This is a genomic window from Singulisphaera photorubra, assembly GCF_045290345.1.
GTDB lineage: Bacteria > Planctomycetota > Planctomycetia > Isosphaerales > Isosphaeraceae > Singulisphaera.
In genome coordinates, this window is record NZ_CP155447.1 from 4,243,314 (window position 1) to 4,259,681 (window position 16,368).

General features: G+C 60.0%; 14 protein-coding genes. 8 read left to right on the plus strand and 6 right to left on the minus strand.

Going from position 1 to position 16,368, the window contains the following annotated elements; genetic code table 11:
• Window positions 1–14: 14 nt before the first annotated feature.
• From V5E97_RS16150 to V5E97_RS16165, 4 genes are all read right to left on the minus strand, one after another.
• Entirely contained in the window at window positions 15–944 is a 930-nt protein-coding gene (locus tag V5E97_RS16150; RefSeq protein WP_406700326.1) for an alpha/beta hydrolase, read from the minus strand.
• Between the two features lie 39 nt (window positions 945–983).
• Window positions 984–2,063 carry a nicotinate-nucleotide--dimethylbenzimidazole phosphoribosyltransferase gene (cobT, locus tag V5E97_RS16155; protein ID WP_406700328.1) on the minus strand — a complete coding sequence of 360 codons (1,080 nt, stop codon included), beginning with the start codon at window positions 2,061–2,063 and terminating at the stop codon, window positions 984–986.
• A gap of 90 nt (window positions 2,064–2,153) precedes the next feature.
• Window positions 2,154–2,645, minus strand: coding sequence for a DinB family protein (locus tag V5E97_RS16160; RefSeq protein WP_406700329.1), 492 nt, complete (start codon window positions 2,643–2,645; stop codon window positions 2,154–2,156).
• Between the two features lie 37 nt (window positions 2,646–2,682).
• A complete protein-coding gene (locus tag V5E97_RS16165) occupies window positions 2,683–3,717 on the minus strand; it encodes a hypothetical protein (RefSeq protein ID WP_406700330.1) in 1,035 nt (344 codons plus the stop codon).
• Window positions 3,718–3,863: 146 nt separating this feature from the next.
• Here V5E97_RS16165 and V5E97_RS16170 point away from each other — a divergent pair, with 146 nt between their 5' ends.
• The 3 genes from V5E97_RS16170 (at window position 3,864) to V5E97_RS16180 (ending at window position 6,608) form a co-directional block, all read left to right on the plus strand.
• Complete coding sequence (locus V5E97_RS16170; RefSeq protein ID WP_406700331.1) at window positions 3,864–4,412, plus strand: cob(I)yrinic acid a,c-diamide adenosyltransferase; 549 nt, start codon at window positions 3,864–3,866, stop codon at window positions 4,410–4,412.
• A complete protein-coding gene (locus tag V5E97_RS16175; protein WP_406700332.1) occupies window positions 4,409–5,170 on the plus strand; it encodes an SDR family NAD(P)-dependent oxidoreductase in 762 nt (253 codons plus the stop codon). The genes V5E97_RS16170 and V5E97_RS16175 overlap by 4 nt, the downstream gene beginning before the upstream one ends.
• A gap of 100 nt (window positions 5,171–5,270) precedes the next feature.
• Window positions 5,271–6,608 carry a sulfatase-like hydrolase/transferase gene (locus V5E97_RS16180; RefSeq protein WP_406700333.1) on the plus strand — a complete coding sequence of 446 codons (1,338 nt, stop codon included), beginning with the start codon at window positions 5,271–5,273 and terminating at the stop codon, window positions 6,606–6,608.
• A 590-nt stretch (window positions 6,609–7,198) separates the two neighbouring features.
• Here the strand turns inward: V5E97_RS16180 and V5E97_RS16185 are convergent.
• Window positions 7,199–8,644 (minus strand): RNA polymerase sigma factor, encoded by a 1,446-nt coding sequence (locus V5E97_RS16185; RefSeq protein ID WP_406700334.1) that lies wholly within the window; start codon window positions 8,642–8,644, stop codon window positions 7,199–7,201.
• Here V5E97_RS16185 and V5E97_RS16190 point away from each other — a divergent pair.
• Entirely contained in the window at window positions 8,537–8,863 is a 327-nt protein-coding gene (locus tag V5E97_RS16190; protein ID WP_406701318.1) for a hypothetical protein, read from the plus strand. The two genes, V5E97_RS16185 and V5E97_RS16190, sit on opposite strands and share 108 nt — an antisense overlap.
• 793 nt (window positions 8,864–9,656) lie before the next feature.
• Here V5E97_RS16190 and V5E97_RS16195 read toward each other — a convergent pair.
• Window positions 9,657–10,397 (minus strand): 3-keto-disaccharide hydrolase, encoded by a 741-nt coding sequence (locus tag V5E97_RS16195; RefSeq protein WP_406700335.1) that lies wholly within the window; start codon window positions 10,395–10,397, stop codon window positions 9,657–9,659.
• A gap of 328 nt (window positions 10,398–10,725) precedes the next feature.
• Between V5E97_RS16195 and V5E97_RS16200 the strand changes: the two genes are divergently transcribed.
• The 4 genes from V5E97_RS16200 (at window position 10,726) to V5E97_RS16215 (ending at window position 16,309) form a co-directional block, all read left to right on the plus strand.
• Window positions 10,726–11,715, plus strand: a complete 990-nt coding sequence (locus V5E97_RS16200) for a hypothetical protein (RefSeq protein WP_406700336.1) — start codon at window positions 10,726–10,728, stop codon at window positions 11,713–11,715.
• A gap of 10 nt (window positions 11,716–11,725) precedes the next feature.
• Window positions 11,726–12,691 (plus strand): hypothetical protein, encoded by a 966-nt coding sequence (locus V5E97_RS16205; protein WP_406700337.1) that lies wholly within the window; start codon window positions 11,726–11,728, stop codon window positions 12,689–12,691.
• Window positions 12,692–12,755: 64 nt separating this feature from the next.
• Window positions 12,756–14,129 carry an IS701 family transposase gene (locus V5E97_RS16210; protein ID WP_406700338.1) on the plus strand — a complete coding sequence of 458 codons (1,374 nt, stop codon included), beginning with the start codon at window positions 12,756–12,758 and terminating at the stop codon, window positions 14,127–14,129.
• A gap of 53 nt (window positions 14,130–14,182) precedes the next feature.
• Window positions 14,183–16,309, plus strand: coding sequence for an FtsK/SpoIIIE domain-containing protein (locus V5E97_RS16215; protein ID WP_406700339.1), 2,127 nt, complete (start codon window positions 14,183–14,185; stop codon window positions 16,307–16,309).
• The last annotated feature ends 59 nt before the right edge of the window (window positions 16,310–16,368 follow it).

The window sequence follows — 16,368 nt, forward strand, 5'->3', positions numbered from 1 at the left end:
ATTCCTTCAAGCCGTCATGTCCAGGCGGCTTTCAAAGCCGAGGCGGCGTACTGTATGGCGGTCTTGCCTTGATCCATGATGCCAGCCATCTGGAAGAAACCATGGATCATTCCGTCGAATCGCTTGTGCTCCACCGGCACCGAAAAAGCCCGCAACCTGGCGGCGTACGCCTCGCCTTCGTCACGCAGGGGGTCGAACTCCGCCGTGATCAGGCAGGCTGGTGGAAGCTCGGCCAGGCTTTTGGCTCTGAGGATTGAGACCAGTGGGTTTTCCCCCTCTTCGGGGCGAACGAGATAGTGTCGTAGAAACCACTGGATTTCGGATCGGGTCAACATGAAGCCTTTTGCGAACGCTCGATGCGATGGTGTGTCGAGCGTTGAGTCCGTCGCCGGATAGATGAGCAGTTGGAACGCGAGCGACGGGCCCCCGCGCTCGCGAGCGAGCAGGGTCACCGCGGCTGCGAGGTTGCCCCCCGCGCTGTCGCCCCCAACGGCGATTTTCGCAGGATCGATATTGAACTCGGCCGCATGCTCAGCAACGTGCCGCGTGGCCAGAAAACAATCCTCGACGGGGATCGGAAACTTGTGCTCGGGGGCAAGTCGGTAAGCGACCGAGATCACCGTGCACGCCGCCGCATTGGCCAGTTGACGGCACGGAGCATCAACCGTGTCCAGGCCGCCGACGACCCATCCGCCACCATGAAAGTAAACGAGCGCGGGCCAAGGGGCGCTCCCCTGGGAGACTCTGGGGGTGTAGATGCGGACCGAAAGATTGCCTGGGATCGGCCGGTCTTCCACTCTGGCAACCTCCTCACGAGGTCCGGCCAAGGGGATCGTCGTCGTGAAAGCAGCCCGCGCCAGTGGGAGGGGCAATCTCTCGAGGCTCGGCATTCGCGACGTACGCAAACGCTCCAGGAATGCTTTGGCCTGTGGGTCGAGGGGCATCAGGCCGTTCTCCCCGAGAGTGAAATTCTGAGTCGCCGATCAAGCGGGTCCGGAGATCCCGGCGGACTCGAAGGTTGCCATGTCGCGGAGCAGATCGGCGGCCGAAGCGATGAGCGGTAAGGCGAGGACCGCACCTGTTCCTTCACCCAGACGCAGTCCGAGGTCGAGGAGCGGCGCGAGCCCGATCTCCGCCAGCGCGATCCGGTGTCCCGGCTCTGGACTGACATGAGAGGAGACAAAATAATGTTGAATCGAAGGACAAAGCCGGGTGGCGATTAGCCCAGCCACGGTGCTGATCAGACCGTCGAGCACGATCAACGAGCGGTTTCGCGCTGCGCCAAGGGCGAGGCCGGCCAATCCGAGGATCTCGAAGCCTCCGAGCCGGGCCAGCAGATCCCAGACGTCGCCGAACTTCGGACCGTGGATCGCCAGCGACTCATCGATAACCCGGCATTTTCTTTGGTAACCCGCATCGTCCAGGCCGGTGCCTCGACCGACGACGCGATCGACGGGCGACAGGGTCAGGGCTGCCAGGAGCGCCGAGGAGGAGGTTGTATTGCCAATCCCCATTTCTCCCAGCGCGATGACGCGAAACCCATCAGGCTTCGTCCATTGCTCGGCGAGTTGGATCCCGACGAGCACCGCTCGGAACGCCTCGTCCCGCGTCATCGCGGGTTCGAGCAAAAAGTTCTTGGTTCCCGCCGCGATGGGGTGAGAGATCAGTTGGTCGTGGCCGACCAGGTGTTTGGGAAGTGAGGCGACTCCCAGGTCGATGACTCGGACCGTCGCCCCGGCCCGTCGTGCCAGGACGTTGACAGCCGCACCCCCTTGGAGGTAGTTGGCGACCATCTGCCCCGTGACTTCGGAAGGATAAGCGCTCACGCCACTCGCGGCCACGCCATGGTCGGCGGCGAAGACCGCAACGAGTGCAGGCTCGCCGACCGGCCGTTCCGTGCGCTGAAGTGAGGCGAGTTGCCGACCCAACTCGAGCAATCGGCCGAGGCTCCCTGGCGGCATCGTCAGCCGTGATTGCCGCAACGCCGCTCGGGCAGCCCAGTCGAGGTCGGGCGGGTCGATTGCGTCGACCGCCCGAAGGATTTCCACAGGGACAGGTCCCACGATGATCAAGCTTTCGTTTTTAGAGCGCTTTATCGGACGGTTGAATCAAAAGCCGAAGGCGTGGGATAACCAACCCGAGAGTCAACCACTTTAGATTGTCACGGGCTTATTCAGCTTGCGGCGGACGGCGACGAACTGCCCCAGGTGCATCAGGTAATGATTTCCCGTCAGGAGCATCACGGAGCCGACCGTGGGACACATACGACGCAAGTTTTCAGGGCCGGGCGCATCGAGATCTGTGTCGCTCAGGCTTTCCAGCACAGCTATTGTCGCCTCCCTCTGTGCCTTGATCAATGCGATGTATTCGTCCTTGGAAAGGTAGTTCGCGGCGTTGTCGGCCTGCCCCTTGTTTTTCCCGTGATTCTCAGCGAAGCCCGAGGGCAGGGGAGGGCACGAACCCGGCTTGACACCTTCGACCATCCCTCGTTCCGAGGAAATCAGGTGGCCAAGCTGCCAGGCGATGCAATTCATCCCGTCGATGGGAACGAGGCGAAGCTCCGCGTCGTCCAGGTCGTTGATGTAGTTCTTGAGAATCAGCTCACTATGGCCGAGCGTCTGGCGGATGACGTCTTTCGCATTCATGAATCAAAAATCCTGAGTCGAAAAAAAGGAGTGAGACTTACTTGGCCGCCGATGCGTCCGAGGGTTCGACAAAGTCGGCGATAAAGAGCTGGCTGGTGTTATCCGCGGTTCGTCCCTTGGAGGTCCACATCATTTTTTTGCCGTCATTACTGAAAACCGGCAAGCCGTCAAAGCCGTCGCGATAGGTCAGTCGTTCCTGATTCCCGGTCTGGCTGTCCATCCAGTAGATCTCGTAGTTCTGATGGCCGTGCAGGCTGGTCGAATAAACGAGATGACGGCTGTCTTTGAAGAAGTAAGGGCCCCAGTTGACCGCGTCGTTTTTGGTCAAAGCCCGCTCGTCATCACCGGCAGGCGTATTGAGGAAGAGTTGAAGTAGGTCGTTCTTGTTCCGGTCGCTTCGATAGACGATCTTTTTGCCATCGGGCGAAAAGAAGGGACCGCCGTCGTAACCTTCCTTTTTCGTGATCCGTCGTGGATTTTTGCCGTCGGCGTCCATCACGTAGATCTCGGCGTCGCCGGCATCCCGATACGAGGTGAAGATGATCTGTTTGCCGTCGGCCGAATAACTCCCCTCGGCGTCGTACCCAGGGGTCTCGGTCAGACGCACCAGGTTCGACCCATCGAGATCGGCCCGGAAGATGTCCATGGCCGGATCAAAGTCCCAGCGATATCGCTCGCTTCGGCTGTAGGCTGGCTTTTTGGCCGTCTTCGAGTCCGACTTCTCGGCCTCGGCGAGGGCCGGGTCGAGGTGCGTGGATGCGAAGAGGATCGACTTGCCATCAGGATGATAATAGCTGCATGTGCACTTGCCTTTGCCCGTGCTGACCATCACGGGTTTGGCCCCGGGCTCGAGGTCGAGCGTGTAGATCTGGTAGTCGTCCTCGCCGGGCTTGGCGGCCTGGAAGATGATGGCCTTCCCATCAGGCCGGAAATAGCCTTCGCCCGCCTTCGAGAAGCCCGAGGTGAGCTGGCGGATGTTCTTGAGGTGTTTGGCCTCGTGAGCGGCGACGTCGGCTGGTGACGAGGCAGGCTCGGCACCGAGGAGCGCGGTCAGCGTCAGTAGGAAGAACATCAAGGGGTGAGCTCCGTCAAGCACGAAGGGAGAGTGAACGCGTTCAAGCCTGCGCCGGCTTCCCGAGGCGACGCGACTCGCCTAGTATAAGTCGTGGACAAAGGATCGCCAATGCCTCCGTTAACCTGGAGCCGAAAGGTTCGCCAGTGAAGATTTATACGAAAACGGGTGATGACGGGCGCACGGGAGTCTTGGGAAGCGGCCGACTCTTCAAGGATGACCTTCGGATCGAAGCCTACGGCACGATCGACGAGTTAAACGCCGCGCTTGGCGTGGCGAGGGCCGTCGGGCTTGACGAGGCGGCCGACTCCCTGGTCGGTCGACTTCAGAATGACTTGTTTTTGCTCGGCTCCGCGCTCGCCGACCCGAACCCCACGGGACCTTATCACTCGGTCATCAAAGACGAGCATGCGACCGCTCTCGAACAGTTGATTGATGCCCTTGAGACCGAAGTGGCCCCGTTGACCCAGTTCATCTTGCCGGGAGGAGCCGCCCCGGCCGCCCAGATTCATCTGGCTCGGACGATCTGCCGCCGCGCGGAGCGTCGGGTGATTGCCCTTGCCCGTCATCCCGGCGAAGACGTTCCCGGGGCCCTGATCATCTATCTCAATCGGCTGAGCGACCTGTTATTCGTGCTGGCCCGGGTCGTCAATCATCGTGCGGGCGTCGCCGAGATCGTCTGGAGGGGGGCATGAGCAGCTTGACCGGCAAAGTGATCTTGATTACGGGCGGGAGACGCGTCGGCAGCGAGCTCGCGGGCATGCTGGCTGATCGAGGGGCGTCCGTTGCGATGACCTACCACACCAGCCGCGAGACGATTGAAGCGACGGTGAGTGCACTTAAGTCCCGAGGAGCGAACGGACTCGCGGTGGGGGCCGATCTTTCTCGCGCCGTCGAGGCCGAGCGCGCGATCCGCGAAGTCGTCGCCCGGTTTGGTCGGCTTGACGTGCTGGTGAATATGGCGAGCGTCTATCGCCGGACCCCGTTCGAGAGCGTCACGCCCGACGACTTTGATGCAATGATCGCCGCGAACCTGGCCGCGCCCTATCATACGTCGGTGTTCGCGGCCAAGCAGATGCTCACCCAGGACGAGGACGACGGCATCAAGGGACGGATCGTCAGTGTCGGCGACTGGTCGACTGACCGGCCCTACAAACAGTACCTGCCCTATCTGGTCGCGAAGGGGGGGCTCACGACGATGACGCTCGCCCTTGCCAAGGAACTCGCGCCGCAGATTCTCGTGAACCTGGTCCAACCTGCGATGATCGATCCACCACCCGATCTTTCCCAGGCTGATCGCGATGCTGTCGTCGCCTTGACCCCCTTGAAACGGGTGGGCACTCCGGGGGATCTGAACCGGCTCATCCTCTACCTCCTCGAAGGGACGAACTTCGCCACGGGGGCCTCCTACCGGGTCGACGGCGGTCGGTTCCTGGGCGTTGATCCTTGCTAAGAAGGACTCGACATCCACGTCAGGCTTTCGGTGGAGACTCAATCCAATGAGGACTTTCTGCTCTTACCAGGAGGCCCCGGCCTCGCTCCGGAGATAAGTCGTGAACCCTCTGTTCTCTCTCGTCGCGGTGGTCGCATCGTGTGTTGTGGAAATCGATCACTCGCCGTCGGCCAGCCCGCCGAACATCGTCTTTCTCTACGCGGACGACCTCGGACCGGGCGACCTCGGCTGTTACGGTGGCAAGATCGTTCCCACGCCGAATATTGATCGGATGGCGCAAGAAGGGACGCGGTTTACCCAGTATTATTCCGCCTCGCCGATCTGTTCGCCCTCGCGGTGTGGGGTCATCACGGGGAGTTTTCCCGCTCGTTGGAAGATCACCAGTTACTTGCAAACCAAGGCGGGCAACCGCGCGTGCGAGCAGGCGGATTTTCTCGATCCCAAGGCTCCCTCTTTGCCGCGCGTGCTCAAAAGTGCGGGATACGCCACGGCCCACTTCGGCAAGTGGCATTTGGGGGGCGGTCGCGATGTGACCGCTCCACCCAAATTCGCCGCCTACGGTTACGACGAGCATGCGGGGACCTGGGAGAGCCCCGAACCCCATCCCGACATCACCGCCTCGAACTGGATCTGGTCGCCCAAGGATAAAGTCAAGCGGTGGGATCGCACTGCATTCTTTGTCGATAAGACGCTTGACTTCTTGCAGCGGAATCAGGCCAAGCCTTGCTACATCAACCTCTGGCTCGACGACCCGCACACCCCTTGGATTCCCTCGGCCGGCTCGGACCGGGAGCCTCGCGTCGGCAACCTCCGTGAGGTGATGATCGAGAACGATAAGCAGGTTGGCCGCCTGCTTGACGGGTTGAAAGCACTCCACCTCGATGAGAAGACGCTCGTCGTCTTCGCCAGCGACAACGGTCCGCTGCCGACGTTCGACGGGGACCGCACCGTGGGCCTTCGCGGGAGCAAAATGAGCCTCTACGAAGGGGGGATTCGCTTGCCTTTCATCGCAAGATGGCCGGGCTCGGTTCCCGCCGGTCGCGTCGACGAGACGACCCTGATCTCTGCCGTCGACCTCTTTCCCACATTCTGCGCATTGGCCAAGACCCCGCTCCCTTCGGAAGCGTCCTTGGACGGTGAGGACAGGTCGCAGGCGCTTCGGGGCGAGTCGCAGCCCGACCGAAAGAAACTCCTCTTCTGGGAGTATGGTCGGAATGAAAAGGCGTTTGCCTATCCGAAACGCCAGGGGGATCGCAGCCCGAACGTCGCCGTGCGCGACGCGAACTGGAAGCTTCTCGTCAATGCGGACGGGACTCACGAGGAGCTTTACGACCTCGCAAGCGACCCGAACGAAACGACGAACGTCGCCGCTCGGCATCCCGAAGCCGCGAAAACGCTCAAGGAGCGAGCCCTGTCCTGGAGACGCTCGCTTCCTTGACAGGTCGGAAAGCACGCGAGTTGAAGGGGCAGGGTGAGCCGTGAGCGCCGCCCTGTTCCTCTTGGTCGCCGCCATGACTCCTGTGATGCTCAGGGGCTCCGTCAGAGGCTATGCCTGGGCAGAGTGGCCCAAGCCGCCAGTCTCGCTTGGTTTGACGACAAAGACTCCTGCGTTCTCGCTTCTCCGCTCCTTGATTGGGTGAACAAGGCGGTTGATGATGCTCGTCCTGAAGCACAAGTCGTTCAGAGCAACAGGCATTTGGTGGACTTCCAGTGGCACTTACAAATGCCGCGAAAAATTGCGGGAAGATGCTGAGCCGTTCGCCAATTCAATCGGTGCAATCAACGTCGTCTCGGTGACCGAAGAAATCCTTCGGGAACAACTCGTAGTGACAGTCTGGTATCGAGAGGGGGATACTTGAGGTGTTGTCGAAAGTCAACGGGACGGCAATTGTTTAATTTGAACACCGACCAGGTGTAAAAAGCACAGGGAAAATTGTAGGTGCACTCATGGATTTCGGACTTTTTGCCGTCCCGTCGAGAATTGACAATGCCTCCCGAGGGGAAACCCGCGACGACTCTGCCTGATCGTCACTCCTTCGGCTGGCCCTCCACAGCATGGCCTTTTTCTTTAGGCTTCGGCGATCGACCTATTGCGATGTTCCGGAATGGGGTCGCCTCGCCTGCCGAGATCTTAACCAACCTGCGGATGGCGGTCTCTGTGGCTCCGATCTCAAGGTACTTCTGCCACCACTTCTCCCTGAGCAGAATCCTAAACACACGGATTTGCTGGGGCGTTTTTCCTTTCACAGCCTCCTCCACTTCTCTTTCGCCCGCGACGACGGCCTCCACTTCGCCGGCGAGGTTGGCCTCCTCTTTTTCCCTCGACAGCCTGAGAATCTCGGAGTCCCAGGGAAGGTTCGAGTCCCCAGTTCTGATCCTAGACAACCTGAGGACTGCAGCCTGGATAGCATGGAATGCAAGTCGCTTCTGCCTCCACCCCGCCGTAGAATCCTCGATCAAATCCTGGATTTGCTGAGGGGTTTTTCCTTTCGCGGCTTCCTCGGCCTGTATCACGCCCGCAGCGATCGCCTCTTCCCTTTGTGTGAGTTCCTTGTTCTTGATCTCCGGTACCTCGACTTGGTGGTCGAGTTCTCCCGGCCCATTGACTCGCTCTCGAGGACCTTCGCTTAGTGCGGGCTTGACTTCCTCCGACTTGTCGATGTTTGGAGTCGCTCCCTTGCCCGGATCCACGCTCTTCTTCGGGATTGGATCGATCTGGCGCAGGGCAACCGAATCGTTTGGACCCGCCGCGGTGCTTGTCCGATAGGCGAGTCCGATTCCACTACCCGCGAGATTGAAGCCTACCAGAAGTGTCACCGCGACGATTTTGATCTTGGACAACAGCATCGACTTCAGCACTCCTTCCACCAGGGCAGACACCTCGGCGGAGACCATTCCCGCCGTCACCGATGGCGTCGCCGCAGGCAGTCTTGCGGCTCGATCCGTGAGACCTCTCAACTTGGCCGAGATGGTGGCCGACGCCGTTTCACTGCCCAGCAACACCGCCAACGACCCGACCGAGAGTCTCTCGCCGGGCCGAGACAGCCGCCTCGCCAGCATTGCTCGACCCCTCGACAGCCGCCCTGAGACCGTCCCGATGGGCCAGCCAAGGTGCTCTGCGGCTTCCCTGTGAGTCTTACCTTGCAACTCGCAAAGGACGATCGGGACCCGATACTTGGCGGGCAGGCGGCTCAATTCCCAGTCAAGCTGAGGGAGCAGGTCGTCCCTCGTTGCTTCCAATTCCGTCCTGGGATCGGGCATCTCCGTGACCGTCCGCTCCCTTGCCCGCCGCTTCGAGGTCATGGCTCTCGCCCTCATGGCGGATTTGTACGCCACGGCGTAGAGCCAATTGGCGACCAACTCCCGATGGGCGATCGCAGGGGCCTTCCGAGCCAGTACGAGGAACGTTGCCTGGAAGGCTTCTTCGGCGTCATGGTGATCCCGGAGGATTCGGCGGCAGACGCCCCAGACCATCGGGCCGTGACGCTGGATGAGGGCCTCGAACGCCGCCTCGTCACGACGAGCAGCGAAACGCCCCAGGAGTTGACCGTCCGAGAGTCCTCCGACCGTTCCCACGCGGAAAAGCGTCTGGAGGTCTCGGCTGAGGATATTTATCGGGCTGGTTCCCACATCGAAGCTCCGTCCGTTGGCATCATGGGCCTCCACCTATCTAACTACTCGGTCGAGCCCTGATTCATACACTTTGCCTCTCCGCCGCCAAAAATCTTAGAGTCTGTCCCAGAAGGTGAATCCCACGGGAGCTTTTGAATGATCTGCTGGGTGCCATGCGGTTCCGTACTCGGAACCCATGCGGGAATGCCTTGACCTGGCGCGCACGGGTTCCGATTACGGAACCCGTGGCACCCAAACGGCCTTCAATTTTCGGTTTCCCTGAACTTACGAGACAGACTCTTAGCGGACGCGTACGTGGAACAATCGCCGACGCCATCAACCGAGCTTTTGGGATGGTGTCCCCGCAAGCAAACGAGCTTGGGACGGCGGGCTGTAATGGTTCAGCGTGAAATGGAGAAAACGGGGTTGGGAGATAAGGCAGTGAACGTTTGGCCAAAGGGCCCGGATCTGCCGCTTTCGTGCCAATCCCGAAGGGAAGACTGGGCGGCATCGTGCCGCCCCTCCTTCGGTCTTGGCCCCTGGGTCGGCGCTCGGGGCGGGTCGCCACGGAGCCCTATCCTCCGCCCAGGCCATCTTCCATCGTAGCGCCGTCCCGGATTCGTGACTCGTCCTCGCGATAAGTCACATCCAAGCTCTGCGAATCCGCCAGCGGGTGCTGGACTCGAATCGCACCTGGCGGTACCGCTTTATCCGCTCGCTCCTGAAGCAGCACCCCGACGAGCGGCAGAGCCTCGCCATGAAGCGCCGCGGCTGGAGCGATAAGTTCCTGAGGAAAGTTATTGAAGTATTAGCATGTTAGGGGGGCGCCGGCCATGCCTGGTCCCACTTCAATTTGTGCGCAAGCAGAAGGCGTCTAACGGGCACGGACGCGAATGTTGCGGAGGGCGACCGGGCCGTGATCGGCCTGAAGGAGAATCGGTCCCTTGGCCTTTTCCTTCTTGGTCCAATTGTGGCCCGTGGGAGTGGGCAATTCGACGTTGTCGTGAACCACTTTTCCGTTGAGGGTGACCTTGACGAATCGAGCGTTCGCCACTTTCTTCCCGTCAGCGTCGAGCCGGGGTGCCTGGAAGATCAAGTCGAGGGTCTGCCACTCGCCGGGGGGGAGGGAGGCATTGATTCGGGGGGCGTAGCCGTCGTCGATGTGATGATACTTGGGTTTGAGTTCGGCACGCGGATAGATCCCCCCGCAGTCGCTTCCCGTGGGTGTTTTCACCCCCCAGCTATCGTAGATTTGAATTTCATAAACGCCCTCGAGTTTGATTCCTGAGTTGGAGCCTTTGGGCACGAGAAACTCGAGGTGCACCTCGACGTCGCCGTACTCATCCTTGGTGATCAAGTTATTGGTCTTGCCCGTCGCTCCGTTGATGATGACCCCGGAGCCGGGTTCCCCTTTGAGTCGTTTTGGATTCGAGGGGTCCAATATCGCATTGCCCGCGACAAACCAGTCACCTGCCGGCCCCTTCCACGCAGCGAAATCTCGCTCACCCGTCAGTTCGGTCCATTCCGGATCGAAGGCCAAGGCGATTGCGGGCGTTCCCGCAAGGATCGCTAACAAGGTCATCCACTTCAGACTGGCTCGCCACGACGTTCGCATGGGACTTGGGCTCGTAAGGGGTGATCATTTTGGGAGCGGATGATTCGCCCTTTGATCCTAAGACCAATCGCGCCATTTGCAACGCTCTTTTTCCGTGAATCACGTTCGCCCTTGCGTCTGAGGATCACCACCTTTCAAGGTCCTGATCGTTCACGGACAAGAGGGCCAATGTGTCATCATTGAGCAGGACAACGTCAAATCACATTCGTTCCCACAACAGCCATCATATGGAAACAAGAGTGGGTTACGGAAACCCGACATCATAGATTATTGAAATTTCGCCGGTTAAGATCGACGCAAATTCACTTGGCTTTTATGAGGAGAATCCATGGCTGAAGCGTTGATCGAGGCCCATCCGTCCAACGTGCTGAGGATCTTTGAGAAAATGACGGACGGACGCCTGTTGGCGGGAGACCTCAAGAGAAAGCTCAAGCAACTGGCCACGAAAAATGCCAGCGCCGGGATCACTGATGCTAATCAAACGCTCACGGACCTCATTGAAAAGGGCTTCATCACTCTCAGCGGCAGTGCAAAAGAGGGTCCCCATCCCCGCCCGAACGCCTCCTATCGCCTGACTGACAAGGGCAGGGAATTCCTCCGGCCAGCTCGTCCTGATCTTGCCGACGAACAGTTGCAAACCCAGGAGGCGTTCATCCTCTTGCAAGTGTTCCGGGCGAAGGAACAGAAGCTCACACGATCCGAACTCAACGGAAGGCTCAAGACCAGAGCGGCGATGGGCCAACTCGAATTCGATGTCAAAGCGGCCCCTGTGACCGTGGATTACCATCTCGCCATGCTCGTCGACAAGGGCGCCTTGGTCGAGGAGAAGCGAGGCAACTCCGTGAGCTACAGCTTGAATCGAGAAGCGGGCGCCAGGACGCTCGCTTCGGTCAAGCAGCACGATGGGGTCAGCTTCACGATGACCGGCGAGACGCTCAATGCCCTGATCGCGGCCGCTCGTCAGGCATCGCCGCTCCCCGCCGCGTTGCTTGAATCGCGGGCCGCCGAGCCTGTTTCGCCCACGAATTCCCGTCCGCTTGGGCCAGACGCGATCGCCGACTACGTTGCCTTGCTTCAGTCGGACCTGTACGCAGGCAAAGATCTGATTCCGATCCACGAGGTCCGTCGGGTGGTCGCCGAACATCATGGCGCTGCGGCCGCCGGACATCCGACGTTCGACCCGCTGATCAAGCAGATGCGCAGTGAAGGCCAACTTCGCTTGATCGCGATCAGCGACAACCGGGACGCCACGCAGCAACAACTCGATGATTCGATCCCGGGGATGAACGAGACCATCTTCTATATTGTCATCCGATAGGAGCCGTTCGATGTCCTCAGAGAACCCGTTTCGCGAAAGCAGGCTGAACAGCAGCCGGAACTTTCGCCCGGAGTGGGATGTCCCGGAGTTGAATCAGGGGATTACGAAATGGCTCGTCGAGGAGGTGGGCCGACTTCGAGGTCGCGAGGAGCCCGACCCGGGGCAGATGATCGCCGCGATGACGGGACCGCCTGGTTATGGCAAGACCCACTTATTCGGGCGGATCGAGCATCTGGTCGATCAGGATGTCTTCTTTGTCTTTGTGCCGGCCTTCGAGGAAGAAACCGCGCCTCTCGATCACATTCGCTGGCACGTCGTCGAAGCCCTCTTCCGTATCTCCGCCCATAAGTATTCTCCCCTGGAAATGGCCCTGGCCCGGCTTTGCCGGCCCGCGTTCGCGGATTACTTCGCCAACCTGCCGCCGACCCTGGCGGCTCGGCACGAGCCGATGCAACGTCGACTCGAAGAGTCGCCCGAGGCCGTGCTCGAAGTGGTTCACCAGGTCAAGACGATGGGACCATTTCTCAAGCTCGCCGACTCGCTCCTCCAGGTCGTGCCGCACGATGCAGGAGTGGTCCGAGCACTCGCTCTGGGCTGGGCTCCTGCGCCCTGGTCGGTCACCGCTCGACGGTGGCTTCAAGGTCAAGACTTACCCGATGCGGAACGGCGAGCGCTTGGCCTCAGTGAAGTTGGCCCGACCGCTCTTGAAGTCCTTGAGGCGATCCCCGCTTATTTCGGATATACGAAGCCGATGATGATCTGCTGCGATCAGGTCGAAGGATTGCTCATAGCAAATAATCCCGACACGATAAATCGGTTAACTTCGTCCTTGATGGATTTGCTTCAGGCGGTCCCCGTCCAGATCGTGCTGAGTTGTTTTGAAGATCAGTGGGAGAAATTCTTCAAAAATGCGTTTAATGCCCTCAAAATGAGGATTAAACGACCTTCCTTTATCTTTACTGTATTGGCCTCTTGACTCACTATAAGAGTATTGGGAATATTTACTTCCGTCTCCGATGTATTTCGGAAGGGAGTTGACAATGGACCAGCGATACAAGAGCCGTTTGAAGGAGATGATGGCCCAGGCGGAGGTCGATCCCAAGCTGATCGACGGGTTCTCTTCCCGCCTCGAGACGTTCGTCCAACCGTTCTCGGCGTCGCTGGCCGTGCCCCAGCAGAAGCGGCACACGGTCGAGTATCTTACCGGACTCCTCTCGAGGCTCGAGCACAAAACAGGTGAAGGGATCGCCTATCTCTTCGACCAAGAACGGCAAGGCCTCCAGACGTTTATCGGGCAGGTCCCGTGGGACGACGCGCCCCTGCTCAGGACACTGGCCACCCAGATCGGCGAAGACTTGGGCGAATCCGATGGAGTGATCGTGTTCGATCCCTCGGCCTTCGTCAAGAAGGGGAACATGTCGGTGGGCGTCGCGAGGCAGTGGTGCGGCCGACTCGGCAAAGTGGAGAATTGCCAGGTCGGAATTTACATGGCATACGCATCGCGAAAAAATTACGCAATTGTTAGTGTGCGTCTCTATCTTCATGAGGAATGGACGAAAGATCGGCGGAGGTGCAAAGCCGCCGGAGTCCCCAAGGAGACCAAGTTTCGCACCCGCCATGAATTGGCGTTGGAGATGCTGGATGAGCACGGATCTCTTCTGCCCCACTCATGGGTGACGGGGGACGACGAGATGGGCCGCCCGGCTAGTTTTCGCCTGGATTTGAGAGCCCGAGGCGAACGCTATCTGTTGGCAGTCCCGTCGAACACATTGGTCCGCGACCTCGAGGAAACTCCGCCGGCCTACTCGGGCCGCGGACGATATCCCATGAATCCGTTCTCGCGTCTGGATCGCTGGTGCGGTCAGTTGCCGGAGTCCGCCTGGACGACGATCGAGGTCCGGGACGCTGAGAAAGGGCCACTGAAAGTGGACGTGGTGAAACGGCGTGTTCAGGCGCGTTCGCCGACGGGTGGAACGGGTCCGGAGGAGTTACTGTTCATCATGCGGGAGCGGCAATCGGACGAAAAATTTAAGCATGATTATTATTTATCGAATACAATGTCTGAGACTTTGCTGAAGGAATTGGCCCGAGTGGCGAAGGCGGAACATCGAGTTGAGGAATGCTTCAAGCGTGCGAAGAGTGAGTCGGGCTTGGGGGACTATCAAGTAAGGAACTGGCTCGGTTGGCATCATCACCAAACCCTGGCGCTGCTGGCCGCGTGGTTCCTGAATCAGGAGACGCGGCGGGGGAAAAATCGGGACCCCCGCGCTGACCTCGCCGCAAATGCGTCAATTGATCGCAAGCATGATCGCGGAATATTTAAAGTCCAGCGATCCGTTGATGCAGAGTCGTCGCAGCACGCGATGGCTTCAAAGAAACGAGCTCGCACGGTTTTATTTCCATCGTTCTCGTAAGCTTATGCCACGATTGAAGAACAATCTGCGGCTGTAGGCAAAACAGTAGAATTATGCTCGATGATCTCAAACCCGATCAGGCGATCCAACTGATCAAGAGCCGGTTGGCTCCTTGGCCTGGACGGAATGGTCATCAGTCCGCGGTTTGGCCCTTCGATGAAGCGTCGATCACGCAACTGGTCCGCGAAAATGTCCCGACACCGCGCTCGCTGATCCAAGAATGCGGTAAGCGGCTCGAGGGATGGATCGAGGAAGGTCAAGACATTGAGATTCAGCTTACCAACGTGACAGGAAGAGTCGATACAACACAGTTGTTTCTCCAGGAATGGAACAAGGAGATCGATTCAATCCGCCACGACCCCGAGCGTTCCGCGGAGAATCTCCAGGAGGATCGGCTCTATCGCGGAGTGCTCGAATCCTTGAAGCTTGCGCAGTCGGCCCAGCGGATGCGTGAATTCGGCGGAGTGCGGATTGTCGATATTCGCGACAAAGCGATCAAGGCAAACGCCCCGAACCGGCGCCCGGGGGCTTCCATTGTCCTGGCAGCGGGGCCGGGGGAAGAGTCCCAGACCGTCGTTGTGGCTCTGACCAAGATCGAAGCGTCGAAAAGCTTCAGCTTTTACTTCAAGGCCCTTTTCGAATCGGCCGCGCCCCCGGTTGCGGGTGCCTTGCTGATTCACCCGAAACGCGATCTCGAACTGGGGGCCAAGACGCGGACCGATTTCGAAGCCCGTCATAATGCGGGCAAGCTCCGGCTGATGCCCCTCGAAGACTACCCGCTCACGTATCACGCGACGGAATGCCTGGCCGCTCTCCTCGATCGGGCGAACGCGCGGGAACTCGTCATCAACAATGTGACCCTTTCGGCGGAAGACTGCCGGGACCTGGTCATCAAAACGGGCGTCATTGATCACCTGGATCTCTTCAAAATGCTTGGCCATTGGAAGCGCCCAGTAGTCAAGCCGCCCCCGACGGACACGATGGGAAGCAAGACCGGGGCCGGACCCGAATCCGCAACCGCAACCGCATCCGGCGACCCGATCGCCGAGCCCACCGTGGAGCCCGACACTCCGCCCCCGGTTGGGGAGGAGGAAGCACCTCACCCCGGCGCGTCGACTCGCGACGTGATCGAGTTGGGGCCCTGGGCCGAGAAGAAGCTGGCCGAGGCCGTCAAGAAGCTCCATTTGCTGGGGCAGGGGGTCGAGCCGGACGGCTTTGAAGTCGGTCCGACGTTTGCCAGGCTTCGGGTCCGGCCGGTCGGCAAGACCAACTTTAAGGGGGTCTGCAATAAGGCGGTCGACCTTCGGATCTCGCTGGGCCTGAAAATCGTGCCGATTGTGGGGTCGCAGGCGGGTTGTATCAGCATCGACGTCCAACGGCCCGAACGCGCGGTCGTCTCGCTCGCGAACGCGCTGGTGGATCCGCCTACGGGCTTGGCCGGACTGCCTGCCTTCCCCGTCGGGCAAGACGTGGCCGGGCGCGCTCACTGGTTGAACCTGGCCGACCCGTCGGATTGCCACCTCCTGGTGGCGGGAACCACCGGGAGCGGTAAGAGCGAGTTCCTCCGCGCCGCCATCGCGACGCTCGCGGCCCGGCTCGATCCGGATCGTCTCCAGTTCGTTCTGATCGACCCCAAGCGGGTCACGTTCAACCTGCCGGGAGCGAGTCCCTACCTCAGGTTTCCCGTCGCGTTTGGCCTCGATGAAGCCCTGCCGCTGATCGAGCAGTGCATGGCCGAGATGGATCGACGCTACCGGATCCTGGAGGAGAAGAAACTGGCCAACGTGTCCGAGTTGCCGCCGGAACTCTTGCCCCGAATCGTGCTGATCATCGACGAGTTCGCCAGCTTCCTCGAGGACAAGGAGTCCAAGAAAGTCGTGACGGCACTTTTGAAGCGGATCGGAGCGATGGCAAGGGCGGCTGGAATCCATCTCATCCTGTCAACGCAGCGGCCCGATAAGGACGTGATAACGCCGCTCCTGCGGGAAAATCTCCCCGGGCGAATCGCCTTGCGAGTGGCGTCGAAGGCGGGGAGTGACCTGATCCTGGGCTCGCCCGACGCCGAGCACTTGCTCGGCCGCGGCGACCTTTTCTGGAAGCGGGGAGGGGAACTGCTTCGCCTTCAAAGTCCTTACGTCCCCCAGGACGAGCTGGAGCGGACCCTTCGTTGCCAAGCGTGACTGAGAACGGAACAGCACGATCAAGTGGGGCCGAGAAGGAGCTCGGCCCCACTTGATCG

Excerpts from the sequence above, each read along its gene's own strand:
- V5E97_RS16200 (WP_406700336.1), top strand. The coding sequence starts at position 10,726 with ATGGCTGAAGCGTTGATCGAGGCCCATCCGTCCAACGTGCTGAGGATC.
- V5E97_RS16215 (WP_406700339.1), top strand. The coding sequence starts at position 14,183 with ATGCTCGATGATCTCAAACCCGATCAGGCGATCCAACTGATCAAGAGC.
- V5E97_RS16160 (WP_406700329.1), bottom strand. The coding sequence starts at position 2,645 with ATGAATGCGAAAGACGTCATCCGCCAGACGCTCGGCCATAGTGAGCTG.
- V5E97_RS16190 (WP_406701318.1), top strand. The coding sequence starts at position 8,537 with ATGGGCGATCGCAGGGGCCTTCCGAGCCAGTACGAGGAACGTTGCCTG.
- V5E97_RS16195 (WP_406700335.1), bottom strand. The coding sequence starts at position 10,397 with ATGCGAACGTCGTGGCGAGCCAGTCTGAAGTGGATGACCTTGTTAGCG.
- V5E97_RS16205 (WP_406700337.1), top strand. The coding sequence starts at position 11,726 with ATGTCCTCAGAGAACCCGTTTCGCGAAAGCAGGCTGAACAGCAGCCGG.
- V5E97_RS16210 (WP_406700338.1), top strand. The coding sequence starts at position 12,756 with ATGGACCAGCGATACAAGAGCCGTTTGAAGGAGATGATGGCCCAGGCG.
- V5E97_RS16185 (WP_406700334.1), bottom strand. The coding sequence starts at position 8,644 with ATGGTCTGGGGCGTCTGCCGCCGAATCCTCCGGGATCACCATGACGCC.
- V5E97_RS16165 (WP_406700330.1), bottom strand. The coding sequence starts at position 3,717 with ATGTTCTTCCTACTGACGCTGACCGCGCTCCTCGGTGCCGAGCCTGCC.
- V5E97_RS16150 (WP_406700326.1), bottom strand. The coding sequence starts at position 944 with ATGCCCCTCGACCCACAGGCCAAAGCATTCCTGGAGCGTTTGCGTACG.
- V5E97_RS16175 (WP_406700332.1), top strand. The coding sequence starts at position 4,409 with ATGAGCAGCTTGACCGGCAAAGTGATCTTGATTACGGGCGGGAGACGC.